Annotated in this window: 17 protein-coding genes; 15 read left to right on the top strand and 2 right to left on the bottom strand. The window is 43.7% G+C overall.

All coding sequences use genetic code 11. The features are described from left to right. Positions 1–89 precede the first annotated feature (89 nt). Positions 90–677 carry a CDP-diacylglycerol--glycerol-3-phosphate 3-phosphatidyltransferase gene (gene pgsA / locus AC4MCD_RS13325; protein WP_004781631.1) on the top strand — a complete coding sequence of 196 codons (588 nt, stop codon included), beginning with the start codon at positions 90–92 and terminating at the stop codon, positions 675–677. Between the two features lie 923 nt (positions 678–1600). On the opposite strand, the gene AC4MCD_RS13320 is transcribed toward pgsA, so the two are convergent. Both AC4MCD_RS13320 and argH read right to left on the bottom strand, forming a co-directional pair. Beyond that, on the bottom strand, positions 1601–1870 hold the full coding sequence (locus AC4MCD_RS13320) for an oxidative damage protection protein (RefSeq protein WP_005232563.1): 270 nt from the start codon (positions 1868–1870) through the stop codon (positions 1601–1603). 29 nt (positions 1871–1899) lie between these two features. Then, on the bottom strand, positions 1900–3330 hold the full coding sequence (argH, locus tag AC4MCD_RS13315; RefSeq protein WP_051065353.1) for an argininosuccinate lyase: 1431 nt from the start codon (positions 3328–3330) through the stop codon (positions 1900–1902). Here argH and AC4MCD_RS13310 point away from each other — a divergent pair. The 14 genes from AC4MCD_RS13310 to trpE all read left to right on the top strand — a co-directional run bounded on the left by AC4MCD_RS13310 (position 3321) and on the right by trpE (position 17199). Then, entirely contained in the window at positions 3321–4475 is a 1155-nt protein-coding gene (locus tag AC4MCD_RS13310; RefSeq protein WP_491876268.1) for a sensor histidine kinase, read from the top strand. The genes argH and AC4MCD_RS13310 overlap by 10 nt on opposite strands. A 69-nt stretch (positions 4476–4544) precedes the next feature. After that, complete coding sequence (locus tag AC4MCD_RS13305; protein WP_005232557.1) at positions 4545–5285, top strand: LytR/AlgR family response regulator transcription factor; 741 nt, start codon at positions 4545–4547, stop codon at positions 5283–5285. Positions 5286–5399: 114 nt separating this feature from the next. After that, the gene (hemC, locus tag AC4MCD_RS13300; RefSeq protein ID WP_419365815.1) at positions 5400–6323 is read left to right on the top strand and encodes a hydroxymethylbilane synthase; all 924 of its coding nucleotides are present in this window, start codon (positions 5400–5402) and stop codon (positions 6321–6323) included. Continuing rightward, complete coding sequence (locus AC4MCD_RS13295) at positions 6323–7090, top strand: uroporphyrinogen-III synthase (RefSeq protein ID WP_491876267.1); 768 nt, start codon at positions 6323–6325, stop codon at positions 7088–7090. Before hemC ends, AC4MCD_RS13295 begins: the two co-directional genes overlap by 1 nt. 7 nt (positions 7091–7097) lie before the next feature. Beyond that, entirely contained in the window at positions 7098–7937 is an 840-nt protein-coding gene (locus AC4MCD_RS13290; protein WP_004781647.1) for a hypothetical protein, read from the top strand. Between the two features lie 6 nt (positions 7938–7943). Beyond that, a complete protein-coding gene (locus AC4MCD_RS13285; RefSeq protein WP_419375179.1) occupies positions 7944–9137 on the top strand; it encodes a heme biosynthesis protein HemY in 1194 nt (397 codons plus the stop codon). Between the two features lie 7 nt (positions 9138–9144). Then, entirely contained in the window at positions 9145–9570 is a 426-nt protein-coding gene (locus AC4MCD_RS13280; protein WP_004781650.1) for an acyl-CoA thioesterase, read from the top strand. 152 nt (positions 9571–9722) lie between these two features. Beyond that, a complete protein-coding gene (locus AC4MCD_RS13275) occupies positions 9723–10049 on the top strand; it encodes an H-NS histone family protein (RefSeq protein WP_079281036.1) in 327 nt (108 codons plus the stop codon). A 187-nt stretch (positions 10050–10236) separates the two neighbouring features. Then, positions 10237–10980 (top strand): type II secretion system protein N, encoded by a 744-nt coding sequence (gene gspN / locus AC4MCD_RS13270; RefSeq protein ID WP_004781653.1) that lies wholly within the window; start codon positions 10237–10239, stop codon positions 10978–10980. Then, complete coding sequence (locus tag AC4MCD_RS13265) at positions 10980–11837, top strand: type II secretion system protein N (protein WP_491876266.1); 858 nt, start codon at positions 10980–10982, stop codon at positions 11835–11837. The genes gspN and AC4MCD_RS13265 overlap by 1 nt, the downstream gene beginning before the upstream one ends. Positions 11838–11875: 38 nt before the next feature. Then, positions 11876–14128: a type II secretion system secretin GspD gene (gspD, locus tag AC4MCD_RS13260; RefSeq protein ID WP_491876265.1), complete on the top strand. Its 2253-nt coding sequence runs from the start codon at positions 11876–11878 to the stop codon at positions 14126–14128. Between the two features lie 62 nt (positions 14129–14190). After that, on the top strand, positions 14191–14850 hold the full coding sequence (locus AC4MCD_RS13255) for an FHA domain-containing protein (protein ID WP_419375183.1): 660 nt from the start codon (positions 14191–14193) through the stop codon (positions 14848–14850). A gap of 78 nt (positions 14851–14928) precedes the next feature. Then, positions 14929–15597 carry a phosphoglycolate phosphatase gene (gph, locus tag AC4MCD_RS13250; RefSeq protein ID WP_491876264.1) on the top strand — a complete coding sequence of 223 codons (669 nt, stop codon included), beginning with the start codon at positions 14929–14931 and terminating at the stop codon, positions 15595–15597. A 108-nt stretch (positions 15598–15705) separates the two neighbouring features. Further along, entirely contained in the window at positions 15706–17199 is a 1494-nt protein-coding gene (gene trpE / locus AC4MCD_RS13245; RefSeq protein ID WP_284880668.1) for an anthranilate synthase component I, read from the top strand. Positions 17200–17262: the final 63 nt, after the last annotated feature.

Raw genomic sequence — 17262 nt, 5'->3', positions numbered from 1 at the left:
CGTATAAAGTGAAGCTTATTAATGATGGATTAAACCTCGAAAAAAGTGTGCATTTTCATCGTACATGAGGGGAACAATTGGCGGTGTCTATGACTACAGGTCGTATCCTGAATATTCCAAATATCTTGACCTTGGCTCGTATTATCCTGATTCCGGTTTTTTTATTGGTCGCATATTGGCCACCGGCAATGGGATTTAATGAAACCAGTCCTGATGTGACGCGGCATATTATCTTAACGACAATTTTTGTAGTGGCTGCAGTCACTGACTGGTTTGATGGTTATCTGGCGCGTACTCTGAATCAGACCTCTGCTTTTGGTCGTTTTTTAGATCCGGTTGCAGACAAGTTGATGGTCGCTGCTGCGCTTATTGTCTTAGTGCAATGGCAACCTTCGATCTCGATGGCTTTTGCAGCGATTGTGATTATTTCACGGGAAATTACAGTTTCAGCTTTACGTGAATGGATGGCTGAACTCGGTGCGCGTACCAGTGTGGCGGTGTCTACAGTGGGTAAATACAAAACCGCGTTCCAGATGATTGCGATTACAGTATTTCTGCTGAACTGGCCACCGCTAGAAATGCTGGCTTATGCTTTGCTATATACAGCCGTGGTGCTGACCTTATGGTCGATGTTTATTTACCTAAAAGCAGCTTGGCCATATCTGAAACAGCCTTAATCAATAAAAGCTCCTTAAAAGGGGCTTTTTTTTATAGCTAAAAATAGAGAATATAAAAATAACAGGCAAAAAAATACCCAGCCTTTGGGGGAAGAACTGGGATGAAATCGGGGGTATTTCTCAGTTATTATTATAGTTATTCAAAGATATCTCATCTTCTTGTTGGTCATTATAGGGAGCACCTTCCACAAAATCATGTGGTTTCTTGTAGCTGAATGTTGTGTTTTGTGAGAGCAATGTATACAGAATTTACAATTGATTATTTTGATACAAATCTGATTGCTTTTCAGTACGATAATGGCTGCTTAAATTTAAAAAACACGGTAAGAAAATGACAGGTTTTGAGCCTGTTTTTTAGCTCAATAATTTTCGATCTCATGAAAATTAAAATAGTTTTTGGAGTGCTTTTAAGAAAAATAGAATATCTATAGAAAAAGAATATTCGAGGAGTCTCTTGCCGGGTATTTAACTCATGATCTGATGAAGAAATACTTTTCAAATTAAAAAGAGAATTCTTTTTATGGATTATTTTTTATAGCATTCGAAGTTATATGTTTCGCTTAATTTACGTAAGAGAAAAGCTTGAGCTTAGATAAAAAATTTCCACGTAATGAGTTTTTTTATTCTATGAACTCATAGCTGCTTGTCTTGTGTAAAAAACAAAAAAAGCAGGGCTTTAAATTAAAAAGGAAATCTTTCATGGATTTCCTTTTTGACAAGTAAAACTACGCGCTTCGCTTGCCTTGCAGAAAAATAAGGCAGTGTCTTAGTTTTTTCACTTGAAGCATAGCTTCTCGTCTTGCGCAAGGGCAGAGCAGTACTCTTTCCAATAAAAAGAGCCTCAAAAGAGACTCTTTTTAAATGCTTGCCTACGCGGACTTCGTCCTTGTCTTGCGTAAAAAAGAAAAGCAGTGCTTTCTTTTTTACTCAGGCTTTAGACCTTCAGCTTTTTCCAATGATTCATCATTGTTAAAGAACTTCTCGCGTTGTTCTTCAAGGAACTTTTTCGCATCCGGTTCAAACACGTTTAAACGCTTTTCATTGATCAGCGTGGTCTGGTGTTTCAGCCATTCTTGCCAAGCCTGTTTAGATATCGTATCAAACAGTTCCTGACCCTTTGCACCCGGGAATGGTGCAAAGTCTAAACCTTCCATTTCTTGTTGATACTTACGGCAAAAAACTTGTCGAGACATATCAATACTCCAATTTAAAGCGAAAGCAATTAAGCGTAAAGTTTCTCTAGGCGAGCATGCGCACGTTCGATCGCAGCTTCAACCTGTGCAGGTGCAGTACCACCGATGTGATTACGTGCATTCACAGATGCTTCTAAAGTCAGGGCTTTTTCAAATACATCTGCCTGAATCAGATCAGAGAACTGTTGCAGTTGCTCAAGTGTTAATTCAGATAAGTCTTTACCTTCCTGCACGCCTAAAGCTACCGCTTTACCCACAATTTCATGAGCATCACGGAAAGCCACGCCATTTTTTACCAGATAATCTGCCAGGTCAGTGGCCGTTGAGAAGCCACGAAGCGCTGCTTCACGCATGATTTCAATATTTGGTACTAGAGCAGGAATCATGTCAGCAAATGCCATTAATGAACCACGAACGGTATCGATCGCATCAAATAATGGTTCTTTGTCTTCCTGGTTATCTTTGTTGTAAGCAAGCGGTTGACCTTTCATTAGGGTCAACAGGCTCATCAGATCACCATATACACGGCCGGTTTTACCACGGATCAGTTCAGGCACATCTGGGTTTTTCTTCTGTGGCATGATCGAAGAACCAGTACAGAAACGGTCTGGAATGTTTACGAACTTGAACTGAGCAGATGTCCACAGGATCATTTCCTCAGACATACGTGACAGATGCATCATAATTAAAGATGCCGCAGCATTGAATTCGATACCAAAGTCACGGTCAGAAACAGCATCTAAAGAGTTTTCAGCAACAGCTTCAAAACCTAGAAGCTCAGCAGTATAAGCCCGGTCAATCGGGTACGTCGTACCTGCCAGAGCAGCAGAACCGAGTGGCATACGGTTAACACGTTTACGGCAATCAATCAGACGCTCAGAGTCACGTACCAGCATTTCAAACCAAGCCATTAAATGATGACCAAAAGTCACTGGCTGTGCAGTTTGCAGATGGGTAAAACCTGGCATGATGGTATTGGTGTTTTTAGCTGCCAGACCCAGGATGCCTTTTTGCAATTTTTTCAGTAATTCCAGGATGGCATCAATTTCATCACGGACATACAGACGGATATCTGTGGCAACCTGGTCATTACGGCTACGGCCCGTATGCAATTTTTTACCGGTGATGCCGATACGCTGAGTCAGGCGTGACTCAATGTTCATATGCACATCTTCAAGGTCAATGCGCCATTCGAAGTTACCTGCTTCAATATCTGCTTTAATCGCAGTCAGACCTTCGATAATGTCATCACGTTCCTGTTCGGTCAGTACGCCAACTTTTGCCAGCATGGTTGCATGTGCAATCGAGCCTGCAATGTCTTGTTTATAAAAACGTTGGTCAAATTGAACAGATGCTGTAAATTCAGCAACAAAAGCATCAGTCGCTTCAGAGAAACGACCGCCCCACATACCCGAAGTCTGGGCTTGTGATGGATTTGAGGAATTAGAAGATGTGGTCATGTCGGCTCAATCAGATTAAAAGCAGTAGAACGAAAAAGAGTATAACAAATTCAAAGCCCGTTGCCGAAGTCCAAGTCGATCAATCTTTTACATCTCCGACCGGATCAGTGCAAAGCTCCTATTTTTTTAGCCAGATTGGCAAGCTGCACTATTTGCTGGAAATGTTTATTGGCGGTAATGTGCTGGCCATGGTCTTGGCCTTGGCAAAAGCACAGTCCTGGCAGGCGCTTAATCTGGCAGATCTGCTTCAATATATGCTGTATATCAACTGGATACTGTTATGTTTTGCAGCGTTAGTCGAGCTTTTTCATCAGCATTTTCAGCGTATAGGGATTAAGCTGGCATTAATCTGCGGATTTCTGCTATTACAGGCCATTGTTTTGGTGACCACCACCAGCCTGAATGTACTGACTTATTTTGGCAGCAATTTGAATTTTCAGGGACTGAGTCTGGCGATCGCACTGGATCAGGTCGGCCTACATCTGAGTTTTGGTATCCTGTTAGGCATGTTCTGTTTTCGCTATCTGTATTTGCGTGAACAATGGGCGCAGCAGCAGCACAGTGAATTAAATGCACGGATTCAGGCCATGCAAGCCAGGATTCATCCGCATTTTCTGTTTAATAGTTTGAATAGCGTGATCAGCCTGATCAGTATTGACCCGGACAAAGCCGAACAAATGTTGCTGAATTTGTCCCGTTTATTTCGGGCCAGTTTTCAGGAATTGAAGCTGGTCAAGTTGCAGGAAGAAATTGAACTTTGCCAGCGCTATCTGGAGATTGAACAGATTCGTCTGGGAGAGCGTTTGCAGGTCGAGTGGAAATTAGAAAACAAAGACTTATACTCACAAGTCCAAATTCCATTATTGACTTTACAACCCCTAGTGGAAAATAGTATTTTCCATGGAGTTGAAAAAATTTTGACAAAGAGTACCATAAGCATATTGATTGAAATCTTGCAAAATCAAATTAATATCATCATAACAAACCCCTATACGCAGGATAATAAAACATTAAAAAAGGGACATGGTATTGCAATTGAAAATGTCAGACAGCGTCTGGAAGCCTATTACGGACCTACGATGACGTTTCAGACTTTCGCCGGTGGAGGGGTGTTTACCACGGTTGTGCAATATCGCTATAAATAAAAAGAAATCAAGGAAATCACAGTTAACTTATAATCAAATGAATAATGTTGACTGGATTAAGGAGGAGAAATGGACGTCCTGATTTGTGACGATGAGCCTTTGGCTGTCGAGCGACTATCACGTTTAGTCTCTCAACTGGGGCATGATGTGGTTGCAACAGCTACGCATGGTCGTCAAGCAATTGATCTGGCTCACCAGCATGAACCTGATGTCATCTTATTAGATATTCAAATGCCTGAAATGGATGGTTTGACCTGTGCGCAGCATTTGCGTCAGCTCGACCCGATGCCGGCTATTGTCTTTTGTACGGCCTATGACCAACACGCGCTGGATGCATTCAAGTCTAATGCAGACGGCTACCTGCTTAAACCGGTGATGCAACAGGAATTGGCACAGGTTTTAGAGCATTTAATTAAACTTACCCAAGCTCAAATGAGCCAACTAAAACAAAAAGAAAATATGGAAGAAATCAATATCAGCCGCCATCAAATTGCGGCAAAGACCTATCGCGGGGTCGAATTGGTGCCAGTTGAAAATATCTATTATTTTCTGGCGGATCAAAAATATGTGACCGTACGCCATAAAAACGGCAGTGTCCTGATTGATGAGACCCTGAAGGAGTTGGAACAGGAGTTTGGACATCAGTTCATCAGGATTCACCGTAATGCACTGGTTTCGGTTCATTATCTAGAGGGGTTGGAAGTGGTGAGTTCCGGCCAGTATCAGGTGCGTTGTCGTGAACTGGAAGAGCGTCTGGCGGTCAGTCGGCGTCATTTGCCATTCTTGCGGGAACGGATTCAGAAACTCTAAACGGATCAATGAGTTCGTCTGGACCAGCATTGAAACTTGTATAAATTCGCTTGCATTTTCAAGTGAGCAGGTTAAGTTTAGACTATTGTTCTCATTGACTGTTTATTGAAATTTATGAAGACCCTAAAAATCGCTACTCGACAAAGTCCACTTGCGCTCTGGCAGGCGGAACATATCCGTGCACGCTTACAGGACCTGCATGCTGGACTTCAGGTCGAGTTAGTCACTTTTGTTACACAGGGCGATAAAATTCTTGATACGCCATTGGCAAAAATTGGTGGTAAGGGCTTATTTGTAAAAGAATTAGAAGCAGCCTTACTAGATGGTCGTGCCGATCTGGCAGTCCATTCAATGAAAGATGTACCGATGGCTTTGCCTGAAGGCTTATCTTTGGCAGTCATCTGTGAACGTGAAGATCCACTGGATGCTTTTGTCTCAAATACTTATGCCAGTTTTGACGAATTGCCTCAAGGTGCCAAAGTTGGAACTTCCAGCTTGCGCCGTAAAACCCAGATTTTAAAACAGCGTCCGGACCTTGAGATTATCGATTTACGGGGCAATGTGGGTACACGCTTATCCAAACTGGATGCAGGTCAGTATGATGCAATCATCCTGGCCAGTGCCGGTTTAAAACGCTTGGGCCTTGCAGATCGTATTCGTCATAGTATTGTGCCTGAAGTAAGTTTACCCGCAGTAGGACAGGGTGCATTGGGCCTAGAATGCCGGAGTGGAGATCAAGCGGTATTAGATTTAATCCAGCCTCTATTACATGTAGAAACTGATGCGTGTGTCCGTGCCGAACGTGCCTTTAATGCCTATCTGGAAGGTGGCTGTCAGGTGCCAATCGCAGGCTATGCTACTTTAAATGAAGGTGTCATTTCGATTGAAGGCCGGGTCGGTAGTATAGATGGCGCAACTTTGCTACGCGCACAGCAAAGTGGAACCATGGCAGATGCAGAACAATTGGGTGTTCAACTGGCCAAAGATTTGCTAGATCAGGGCGCAGGCGAGTTATTGAAAGCCCTTTATTCAAAATAATGTTGTTCATTAATACCCGTCCGAGTGATCGTGCTGCAAATTTAACGCAAGCCCTACAGACAGCGCAGATTCCGGTGATAGAGTTGCCCTTGCTAGAACTGGTACAGCAGCCTTATACGGATGAGCTGGCCAGTTTATTTAGGCAGCTACCCCAAGCAAAACTGATTGTCGTAGTGAGTCCGACCGCTGCCCAGATTGGCATGCAATATTTGCAGCAGGCAGGTCTATCATTGCATGATCTTGGAAGTATCCAGTGGGTCGCTGTAGGTAAAGCTACCGAGCAGGCTTTAGCAAGCTACGGTATCCAGAGTTATGTGCCTGATGTGGAGACTTCGGAAGGGATGCTGCAATTGCCTGTGCTACAGCAGTTAGCTACCGGATCAACTGTCGCCTTTTGGCGAGGTGAAGGTGGGCGTCAATTTATGATGCAGCATTTAAAGGATCAGCAAATTCATATATTGAATTTCATTTTATATGATCGTCAGTGTCCGCCAGTGACTGCCGAGATATTAGCTAAACATTTGACGAGCCTTGAAGCTAATCCCCGTTATGCAGTCTTGGTCAGCAGTGAAGCGAGCTGGCTTAACTGGCTAGCCTTGATGCAGCCGTATCCGCATCTCATTAATCGGGCATTGTATTTGGTTTTGGGGCCGCGTTTGGCTGCCATGCTTGGGGAATATCAACAGCAACATCAGGCTGGTTTTCAATTCGCTCAGTTAGAGGACTTAAGCGGATCGACGATTTTGCAGCAGCTACTGATGTACTAGGAAACGCATGAAAAAATTATTTATTGTTTTTTTCATCTTGAGCTTGGCGTGGATTGCCAAGCTGAGCTATGACCTGTTTGGCTTAAATTCAGCACAGACTGAATTGACCCAGAATTTGAAGCAACTGCAACAGCAGAATGCCAATCTGAATGATCAGATGGTGGCCTTAAAACGTCAGGTTGCTACGGGCCAAGCGTTAAGCCCTGAAACACCGAACAAGGGGACAGTTCAGGATACTCCTAGGGCTGATTTGCAGGATGATCTGCCTTTGGTCGAGCAATATCTGGATCTGGTTGAGTTTGCCTTGCAGCAGCAACAATATGCAATGGCTATGGAAAAGTTGAATCAATTATCCAATCAGCTTGAACATCTAGAACTGGCACCTGCTCTTCTGGGTAGCCTGAATCAGGCGATTGACAAGGATCGGGAAGTCCTTAAGCAGTTCATCAACAATCGTTTAGTACAACAGAATAAATTAAAAGAATTACTGCAACAGATTGATATTGAGATGGAAAAGGAAATCCAGGTGCAGCATCAGCACCGCGCTACAGCCCAAAGCTCATTTTGGCAGCGCTGGATTCAGATTGAATCAGTCGAGAAACCGAGTGCAGTCTTAATGCAGCGTAATCTGGTCTTAAAAGAAGCTCAGCTGCGTTTACTGATTGCAGAAAATAGTGTGCAGCAAGGACAGCAGGTAGCTTTCCAGCAAGCCCTGAAAAGTGTGATCGAGGTATTGGCTCAACTTCCGGATGCGCAAAGCAAACAATGGATTCAGCGACTGGAGCAAATTAAGATAGCACCTCAGACGCCTACTCCTCAGCTCAATACGCGTACCCTGATCGGTTAATTGCTTATGAAACAGATTTTACTTGCTTATTTACTGGTTGGTTTGCTGGGCTTAGCGATCTTGAGCGTACTGAGCTATGGTTATGGTGCGGGCTATGTCTATCTGTATTGGCGCGGACTACAAATCCAGACCACTTTCTGGTTCCTGGTGGGCTTGCTTATCGTAATCAGCTTTCTGATGCATATGCTGTGGTATGCGACCAAGCGTTATCTCAGCTTTAAACAGCGTAAACATGAAACGGTATTCAGCTTTGCCCGCTTGCATCCTTATGAGCAGTTAGCCGTAGTTTGGTTATTAAATGCTGCACAAGATCAACGGGATTTTATCCAGCAGTCTTTTAATCAGTCGGGATTGCTCAAGTATATTATTGATGCCCGATTATCCTGGGGACAGCAACAATATAGCGAAGCATTAAGTAGTTTAAATCAGTCCAATCCCATGGCATTTGAACTGGCAGAATTACAGCGGATTGAAATCTATTTATCGCAGCAGGATGGTCAGCAGGCATTAACTCACCTAGAATTTTTAAATCAGCATGAGTTATCTCCTTGGTTAAGACGGGTCAAAACCGCTTATGAGCAGCGTTTAAATGCTTTATGGGGGCAATTCGCCTTACAGTTTCCCTGGTTATATTTACGTTCAACCAAATATGGACATTTAGACCAAGAAGTAAAAAAAATATGGCTGCAGCAATTATTAATAGCTTATGACCAGGCTACTGAAGACGATTTGGAATATTTAAAACAACGTTATCTGGATTTAAAACAGGACATATTTAACCGTGACTATGAAGTCAAGCTATTATGGTTGAAACTGTTATTTAGAATGCCGGAAATGAGTGTTGAGCATGAAAGCCTTGCTAAACATTTACTGGAACTCCAATTTAATCAGGATGTATTTTATTTATGGTTCCAGCAGCAGTTATTAAAGCAGTTTCCAGATTATGCAGATATTGAGCAGCAGATCTCAGCTTGGGATGCAAAATATACTGCACTGCCAATATTAAGTTTTGCCAAATGGCATATTCTACAGGCAACTGGCCGGGTAGAAGAAGCTCAGCAATTGCTGGATCTCTATCCAGATGACATCCGCATGAGCTATTTGAGAATTAAATCTGTATTGCAGGGAAGAGATGATTTAATACAGCAGTTAAATGCCGTATTTGAATCGAATGTTAATTTTATCGAAATCAGAATTTGAGGAAATAATGTCAGAATTACAACAATATCCGGTGATTTATTCGCAAACTGTTGCATGGGGAGACATGGATGCGTTTGGGCATGTTAATAATGCGATGTATTACCGTTATATAGAAAGTGCCCGTTTGGCTTATTTGGGTAAATTAAATATTTTTGATGAAGATATTTTAACAGTGGTGGCTTCAAATCAATGCCGTTATTTAAAACCTGTGGTTTATCCAGATCAATTAAAAGTGGCGGCACGAATTGATGAAATTCGGAATAGTGCAGTCAGAATGCATTATTTATTATGGAGTGAACAGCAGCAAAGTATCGTAGCCACTTCAGAAGCAGTAATTGTATGTTTAAATAAAAATATGCAGAAAACTGAAATACCTGAACATATTCGAGAAAAAATAAAATCGCTGGAATTAACTGTACAACATGAAATTTAATATTGAGTTTCATCTCTAATTTAATGATTAATTTTGTAATGGCCCTTAAGTTTATTGTTGTACATTTAAAATTTTATATTGAATATTACACTTAATATAAATATGATGGGTTCGTTATTTATTAAAAGAAATAATGCTATTTATTGGAGAACATGATGCCAGACATTACAAATTTATCAGTTGAAGAGTTAAAACGTTTACAAGCAGAAGCTGAGTCTTTAATTGCTTTGAAAAAAGATCAAGAAATTGAAGATGCTTATCATCAGGTATTGGATATTGCCGACAAAGTAGGCTTAACGATTGAACAGCTACTTGAATTTGGTGCTTCTAAACGTAAAAAAACTGCACGTAAGTCTGTAGAGCCACGTTATCGCAGTAAAAGCAATCCGGAAGACACATGGACTGGTCGTGGTAAACAGCCACGCTGGTTAGTTGCTGAATTAGAGAAAGGCGCAAAACTGGAAGATTTCGTGATCTAATCCTTCTGCCGCATTATTCATCATCAGGCTGTTATGCATACGGCCTGTGATTGATCAGCCAAGCACATCCTGCTTGGTTTTTTTATGCCTATGAATTGGCGTCAGAGAAAAAGTGTGCATAATGTGATTATAAAATGACAAAACTATAAATTTAGGGGTTTCGATTGGATAGGTTGGTCGTGGCGGGATGAGCAATAAGCCGAAAACATTAAAATGGTTGATATTTGCAATTCTAGCCTTTTTTGTCTTTGTGATTCTGCAAGTTCCTGCAGCTTGGTTAATTTCAAAATTTTATAAAAATAATCAGGTCTTGCATAATGTAAGCGGGAATATCTGGCAGGGAAGTGCGGACTGGAAAAAAGGTAATCTTCGGGGAAGTCTGAACTGGCAGGTTCGTCCTTTGGACCTGTTGTTGCTGAGATTAGGGGCAAATATTGATCTGCATAGCGGTAATACCCAGTTTTCGGGTGTAATGGGCTATGGTCTGAATAAAACTTTAACCGTCAAAAACCTTGAGGGACAGCTTGCACCTGAAACTTTAAAGAAGATTGCTGACTGGCAATGGCCTACCAACCCGATTCAGTTTAAAGAACTCGATTTTAAATATAAAAAAGAGCAAGGCTTTAGCCATGTAGATGGCCAGATGCAGTGGAGCGGTGGTGAGCTGATTTACACGTTTGCCCAGCGTCAGGAGCGTATGAATGTACCGGTTCTGAGTGGTCAGTTATCCGATGAGAATGGACAGCTGCTGCTGGATGTACGTGACAATCGCGATCAACGTATGTTGAATATTAAACTGGATCCAAGCTTGATGCTGGATATTCAGCTGACACAGCGCTTTTTACTTAATGCCCCTTCTTATACCGGTAAAGCTGGGCTGGATACTTATGTGATTAGTACCCGTCAGCCTTTAATGGGGGGCTTCAACTGATGGCAAGCCCACTCGATTATTTTAAAAATATTGATCTGAAACAGACAGAGCGTGTTGCTCCGATTTTATTGTTCCTGCTGATTCTGTATTTATGCTGGAAATTGGCCGCCTTATTCTGGCTTCTGGTGGCTCCGCCACAAGCGATGCAGATTGATCAGGTAGAACTGGGGTCACAACAGGCTCAAGTGCCAAATATAAGTGCCTTTTCACTATTTCAGGAAAATACTTACGCAGCGAACACTGCTGAAACTGCCAATATTGTCTTGCAGGGGGTTGTGGTGGCGAGCCCAAGCTATAACTCTTCAGCAGTCTTGAAAATTAATGACCAGTCTGACCGTTATCGGGTCGGAGAGGTATTGGGGAATAGCGGTTTTACGCTGGCTGAAGTGTATTGGGACCGGGTGATTTTGCGTAAATCAAGCGGTGCTACCCAAGAAATCCTGTTTAAAGGGCTGGAAAATGGTTTAAACCAGCCGATTGTGCCGGATATCTCAGCAGCATCTTCAAATTCAATGCCTCCGCTGCATACGGAAAGTGGTATGCCTGAACAACCTTCACCACAGAGTGAAATCAATCGGGCCATCCAGCAGATGCAGGAAAATAAGGACCAGTACTTACAGAATATGGGGGTAAGTGCAGCAGATGGTGGTTATGAAGTCACTTCACGAACACCGGCTGCACTGCGTAATCGCTTGGGATTAAGACCGGGAGACCGGATTTTGTCTTTGAATGGTCAGACCCTGTCGCAGGGACAAACCGAAGCACAGTTACTGGAACAGGCTCGACGTGAAGGTCAGGTCAAACTCGAAATAAAACGTGGTGATCAGGTGATGACCATACAACAGGATTTGAAGTGATGTGTCATCACGCATAGGGTTAGGAAACACAAAAGTTTATGGCTTTATTTAATAATAATCGATCAGCATGGGCATTCTGTGTGGCCGCACCATTGGTTGCTATGGTCAGTACGGCAAGTTATGCGCAAACCTGGAAAATCAATCTCCGGGATGCAGACTTAACCGCATTCATTAATGAAGTGGCGGATATTACCGGTAAAAATTTTGCGGTAGATCCCCGGGTTCGAGGCAATGTCACGGTCATTTCCAACAAGCCACTGAATAAAAATGAAGTCTATGACCTGTTTTTAGGGGTCTTGAATGTCAATGGTGTGGTGGCCATTCCTTCAGGAAATACCATCAAGCTGGTTCCAGACAGCAATGTCAAAAGCTCCGGGATTCCCTATGATGCACGTCATCGTGCGACTGGTGACCAGATTGTCACTCGCGTGATCTGGCTGGAAAATACCAATCCGAATGACCTGATTCCAGCCCTGCGTCCGTTGATGCCACAGTTTGCCCATTTGGCTGCCGTTCCGGGCACTAATGCACTGATTGTGTCGGACCGGGCGACCAATATCTATCAGCTGGAAACCATCATCCGTAATCTGGATGGCACGGGCCAGAATGATATTGAAGCCATTAGCCTGCAATCCAGTCAGGCCGAAGAAATGATCGAGCTGATTGATTCAATGGCAGCGACAGGTGCAGCTAAAGATCTGCGTGGTTCACGGGTACGGGTCATGGCAGATGTGCGTACCAACCGGATTTTGATTAAGGGTGATCCGGCAACACGCAAGCGCATTCGTCAGATTATTGAAACGCTGGATGTGCCTGCAGCAGACCGTCTGGGTGGCTTAAAAGTCTTTCGTTTAAAATATGCCAGCGCCAAGAATCTTTCGGAAATCTTGCAGGGGTTAGTGACAGGGCAGGCAGTCAATACGGGTTTGGATAATTCCTCTTCTAGTTCGTCTTCATATAATTCAACTAATAACCTGAATAACAACAGTACTACTAACTCAAACAGCTCAACCGCATCCAATATTCAGCTCAATACTGGTATGAAAACCGAGCAAGGCGGAATTAGCAGCTTTAATGCCAATGGCGTCAGCATCATTGCAGATGCCACGCAGAATTCTTTGGTGGTTAAAGCAGACCCGCAACTGATGCGTGAAATCGAATCTGCCATTGATCAGCTGGATATACGCCGTCAACAGGTTCTGATTGAAGCTGCAATTATTGAAGTAGAAGGGACAGATGCGGACCAGCTGGGTGTGCAATGGGCTTTGGGCGATATCAGTAGTGGTATTGGGCTGGTGAACTTCGATAATTTTGGGACTAGCCTGAAAAATATTGCGGCCGGTTATCTCACGGGAGGTGGTGCAGGTGCTGCAAGTGCCGTGGGCGCGGGCAGTTCACTGGTACTCGGTGATTATCGTGAAGGCAGTGATGGTTCCCGTCGTCTGTATGGCGCGATGATTCAGGCACTCAAAGAAACCACCAAATCCAACCTGTTGTCTACACCGTCAATTGTGACCATGGACAATGAAGAAGCCTATATTGTAGTGGGTGAAAACGTACCCTTTGTTACTGGTTCGGTATCTACGGGTGCGGCAGGAGTGGCCAATCCTTATACCACCATTGAACGTAAGGATGTCGGGGTCACTTTAAAGGTGGTTCCCCATATTGGCGAAGATGGTACGGTACGCCTGGAAGTGGAACAGGAAGTTTCTGATGTCAAAGCCAGTAAAGGGCAGGCGCAGGATCTGGTCACCAGCAAGCGAGCGATCAAAACCTCAATTCTGGCCGAACATGGACAAACCATTGTCCTTGGCGGTCTGATTTCGGATAATACCAGTTATGGACGCCAAGCGGTGCCGGGGCTGGGTGCAATTCCAGGCTTGGGACGTTTATTCCGTTCAGAAGGTAAGTCCAATCAAAAACGTAACTTATTGATCTTTATCCATCCAACCATTGTGGGGGATAAAAATGCAGTGCGTAAACTGACCCAGCAACGTTATAGTCAGTTATATAGTCTGCAACTCGCACTCGATTCAGACGGGAACTTTGCCAAATTGCCAGAAAGTGTTGAAGATGTATATCAACAGCGAATTCCGGTATCCAGAACGCCATTGCAAAACTCGACTTATCAAACTGTGCCGACCGCACCGGTTCAGGCGCAACCAGCCAATGTAGTCGTCACGCCAGTAGCAATAGAGCCGGTGATTCAGCGACAAATGGTAGAACCCGTCCAGCAGGTGGAAAAAAGTAAAAATACCGTTACAACAACCACACTTAGACCCAAAAGCTAGGTCATTCGCATTTGCAGACAGCATGTTATGATAATGTCAAAGAGAACAGAGAAGTAACTTTCATGACTTGGAAAATACACGCGATTACAGGCGACTTAACAGGACAGGAAATTAGCATTGACCGTGACATGCTGGTGGGGCGTCATCAGGCTGCGGATATCGTGTTGCAGGCTGCGGAAATTTCCCGTAAACATGCGACATTTTTACTGAAGGATGATGCGCTCTGGGTACAGGATTTGGGTTCATCGAATGGCACTTTCGTCAATGATGTGCAGATTGCGCAGGAAACCTTATTAAAGCAGGATGACATTGTTCAGTTTGCCAGCTTGAAATTTTCAGTACTGGCGCCTGTGGGTGCAGTCGAGGTTCCAGCAGAAATTGAAGCAACGGCAGAAAAAGTCGTGGAACAGGTTGAAGTAGCTGAGCCTACACCTGCACAGCAAATGAATGATCAGGGAATGCCGGAACTGAAACATCGTGATGCTTCGGTACAATTAACCCGTGATGGCATGCCAACCAATGTCGGTATTCCAAAACCGGCACCAATTGCTGAGGGTGTAGACCTGAGCTCGGTTAAGCCAGAACCCGCACCAATTCCGGTGGAACAGCCTGTTTCTCGTGTAGAGCAGGAAAAAGAAGCACAGAAAAATGCATCTATTGGACTGATTTCACTAATCGTTCTGATTATTTTGGCGATTATCGCTTGGGTGTTGTTTAAATAAGTCCATGATTGGTTACAATCGAGGCATGCATCACGCATGCCTTTTTTATGGCTGCAAATAAAGAAAATGAGGGTCAGGATGTCAATTGCACAACTGGAACAACGTAAGCTGATTTTATTCGATCTGGATGGCACCTTGGTGGATTCAGCCCATGATCTGTATCGGGCCATGAATATGAGCCTGAATGTCTTGCAGCTACCCCTGGTCACTGAGGAGCAGGTACGGGTCTGGATTGGTAAAGGAACGTCCAAGTTCTGTGAAAGCGTACTCCAGCATCTGGTGGGAGAAGTATTACCTGCTCAACATCAGGAATTACTTACGACATTCCTGGAAATTTATAATGCCGATCCTTGTGTGGATACCAAGCCATTTGACGGAATTATCGAGTTTCTGGAATGGGGTAAGGCTAACGACAAAAAACTGATCTGTGTGACCAATAAACCAGAAGAACCGGCACGCAGTATTCTGGATATTCTGGAAATGGCGAAATACTTTGATGACACCATTGGTGGTGATCGCTTTGCCGAGCGTAAGCCAGATCCGCGTCAGTTGTTGCATTGTGTGGAACATTATGGTGTGACCAAAGATCAGATACTGATGATTGGTGATTCGGTCAATGACATTGAAGCTGCACGCCGTGCGGGTATAGATTGTATTGTAGTCAGCTATGGCTATAATCATGGTGAAAATATAGCAGACTGTGATCCTCAAGAAATTGTCGATGATCTACGTGAGTTGCTTGCTTAAATAGGGTACGAAGGAAATAAGATGAATAGTTATAAGGTTTTTCGATGGCGTCGCTCAGTTCAATTCCATTTTCATACTGAGTAACCCCAATTTAAAGAGAAAAACCGAATGACAACTTCAGCTCAATTCCAGCAACTTGCATCTCAAGGCTACAACCTGATTCCTGTATACCGCCAGCGTCTGGCTGATACCGATACTCCTTTATCTATCTTTGCCCGTCTAAAACAGCACCAACAGGCTTATCTGTTCGAATCTGTGGAAGGGGGAGAAAACTGGGCGCGCTATTCAATTATCGGTCTGGGTGAATCGACTGTATTCTCCTGTAATGCGGGTGAACTGACTGTTCAGCATCCAGATGGCTCTATTGAAAAACAGCACTGTGCCGATCCATTCCAGTATATCCGAGACTTTCAGGCACAGTTTAAAGTACCGACTCAGGCAGAACTTCCAGCCTTACCAAGCTTTACCGGTGGTCTTGTCGGTTACTTTGGTTATGACTCAGTACGTTATATCGAACCTAAGCTAAAAAATGTGCCTGAAGCTGATCCGGTAGGCTTGCCAGATATCTGGATGATGCTGTCCAAAACCGTCATCGTATTCGATAACCTGAAAGATACCCTGTTCCTGATTGTACATGCCGATGCAGCTGATCCGGCAGCTTATGAGAAAGCGCAGCAGCAGCTGGATGAGCTGGAAAATATTCTGGCGACACCGGTAAGCCTGAAAGCAGAAAAACATACAGCACCGCATTTTGAGTCTTTAACTGGACATGACAACTTTATTGCCTCTATTGAAAAGGTAAAAGAGTACATCCGTGCCGGAGATGTGATGCAGGTGGTGCCAGGCCATCGTATGGTTTCTGATTTCGATGGTGAGCCTTTACAGGTCTATCGCGCATTACGTCACCTTAATCCATCGCCTTATTTGTTCCTGGTACAAGGGCAAACCCTAGAAAACAATACGCCGTTCCATATTGTGGGTTCTTCGCCTGAAATTCTTTCTCGTCTGGAAAATGGCATTGCGACTGTTCGTCCACTGGCGGGTACGCGTCCACGTGGCAAGACCAAAGAAGAAGATCTGGCGCTGGAAAAAGATTTGCTGTCTGATGAAAAAGAAATTGCCGAGCACTTAATGCTGATTGACCTGGGCCGAAATGATGTCGGTCGTGTATCCAAAATCGGTAAAGTACAAGTCACTGATCAAATGGTGATCGAACGTTACTCGCATGTGATGCACATTGTGTCGAATGTACAAGGTGAAGTACGTGATGATGTCGATGCACTGGATGTTTTTAAGGCAACTTTCCCTGCGGGAACACTTTCTGGTGCGCCAAAAATTCGTGCCATGGAAATTATTGACGAAGTTGAGCCAGTAAAACGCGGAATTTTTGGCGGCGCTGTTGGTTATTTAGGCTGGCATGGTGAAATGGACATGTCGATTGCCATTCGTACCTGCGTGATTCGTGAAAATAAGGTCTATGTTCAGGCGGGAGCAGGGCTGGTTGCGGACTCAAATCCTGAGTCAGAATGGAATGAAACCCAAATAAAAGCTCGCGCAGTGATCAAAGCGGTTGAATTATCATCAAACGGATTGATTTTGTGAGTTTTTGGCGTTTTTTTTGAAAAAAACACTTGCATGGATTCTGAGTTTTGCTAAACTGCACAC

The organism is Acinetobacter sp. CAU_H_78 (assembly GCF_058599365.1).
This window is presented reverse-complemented; position numbering and strand designations above follow the sequence as displayed.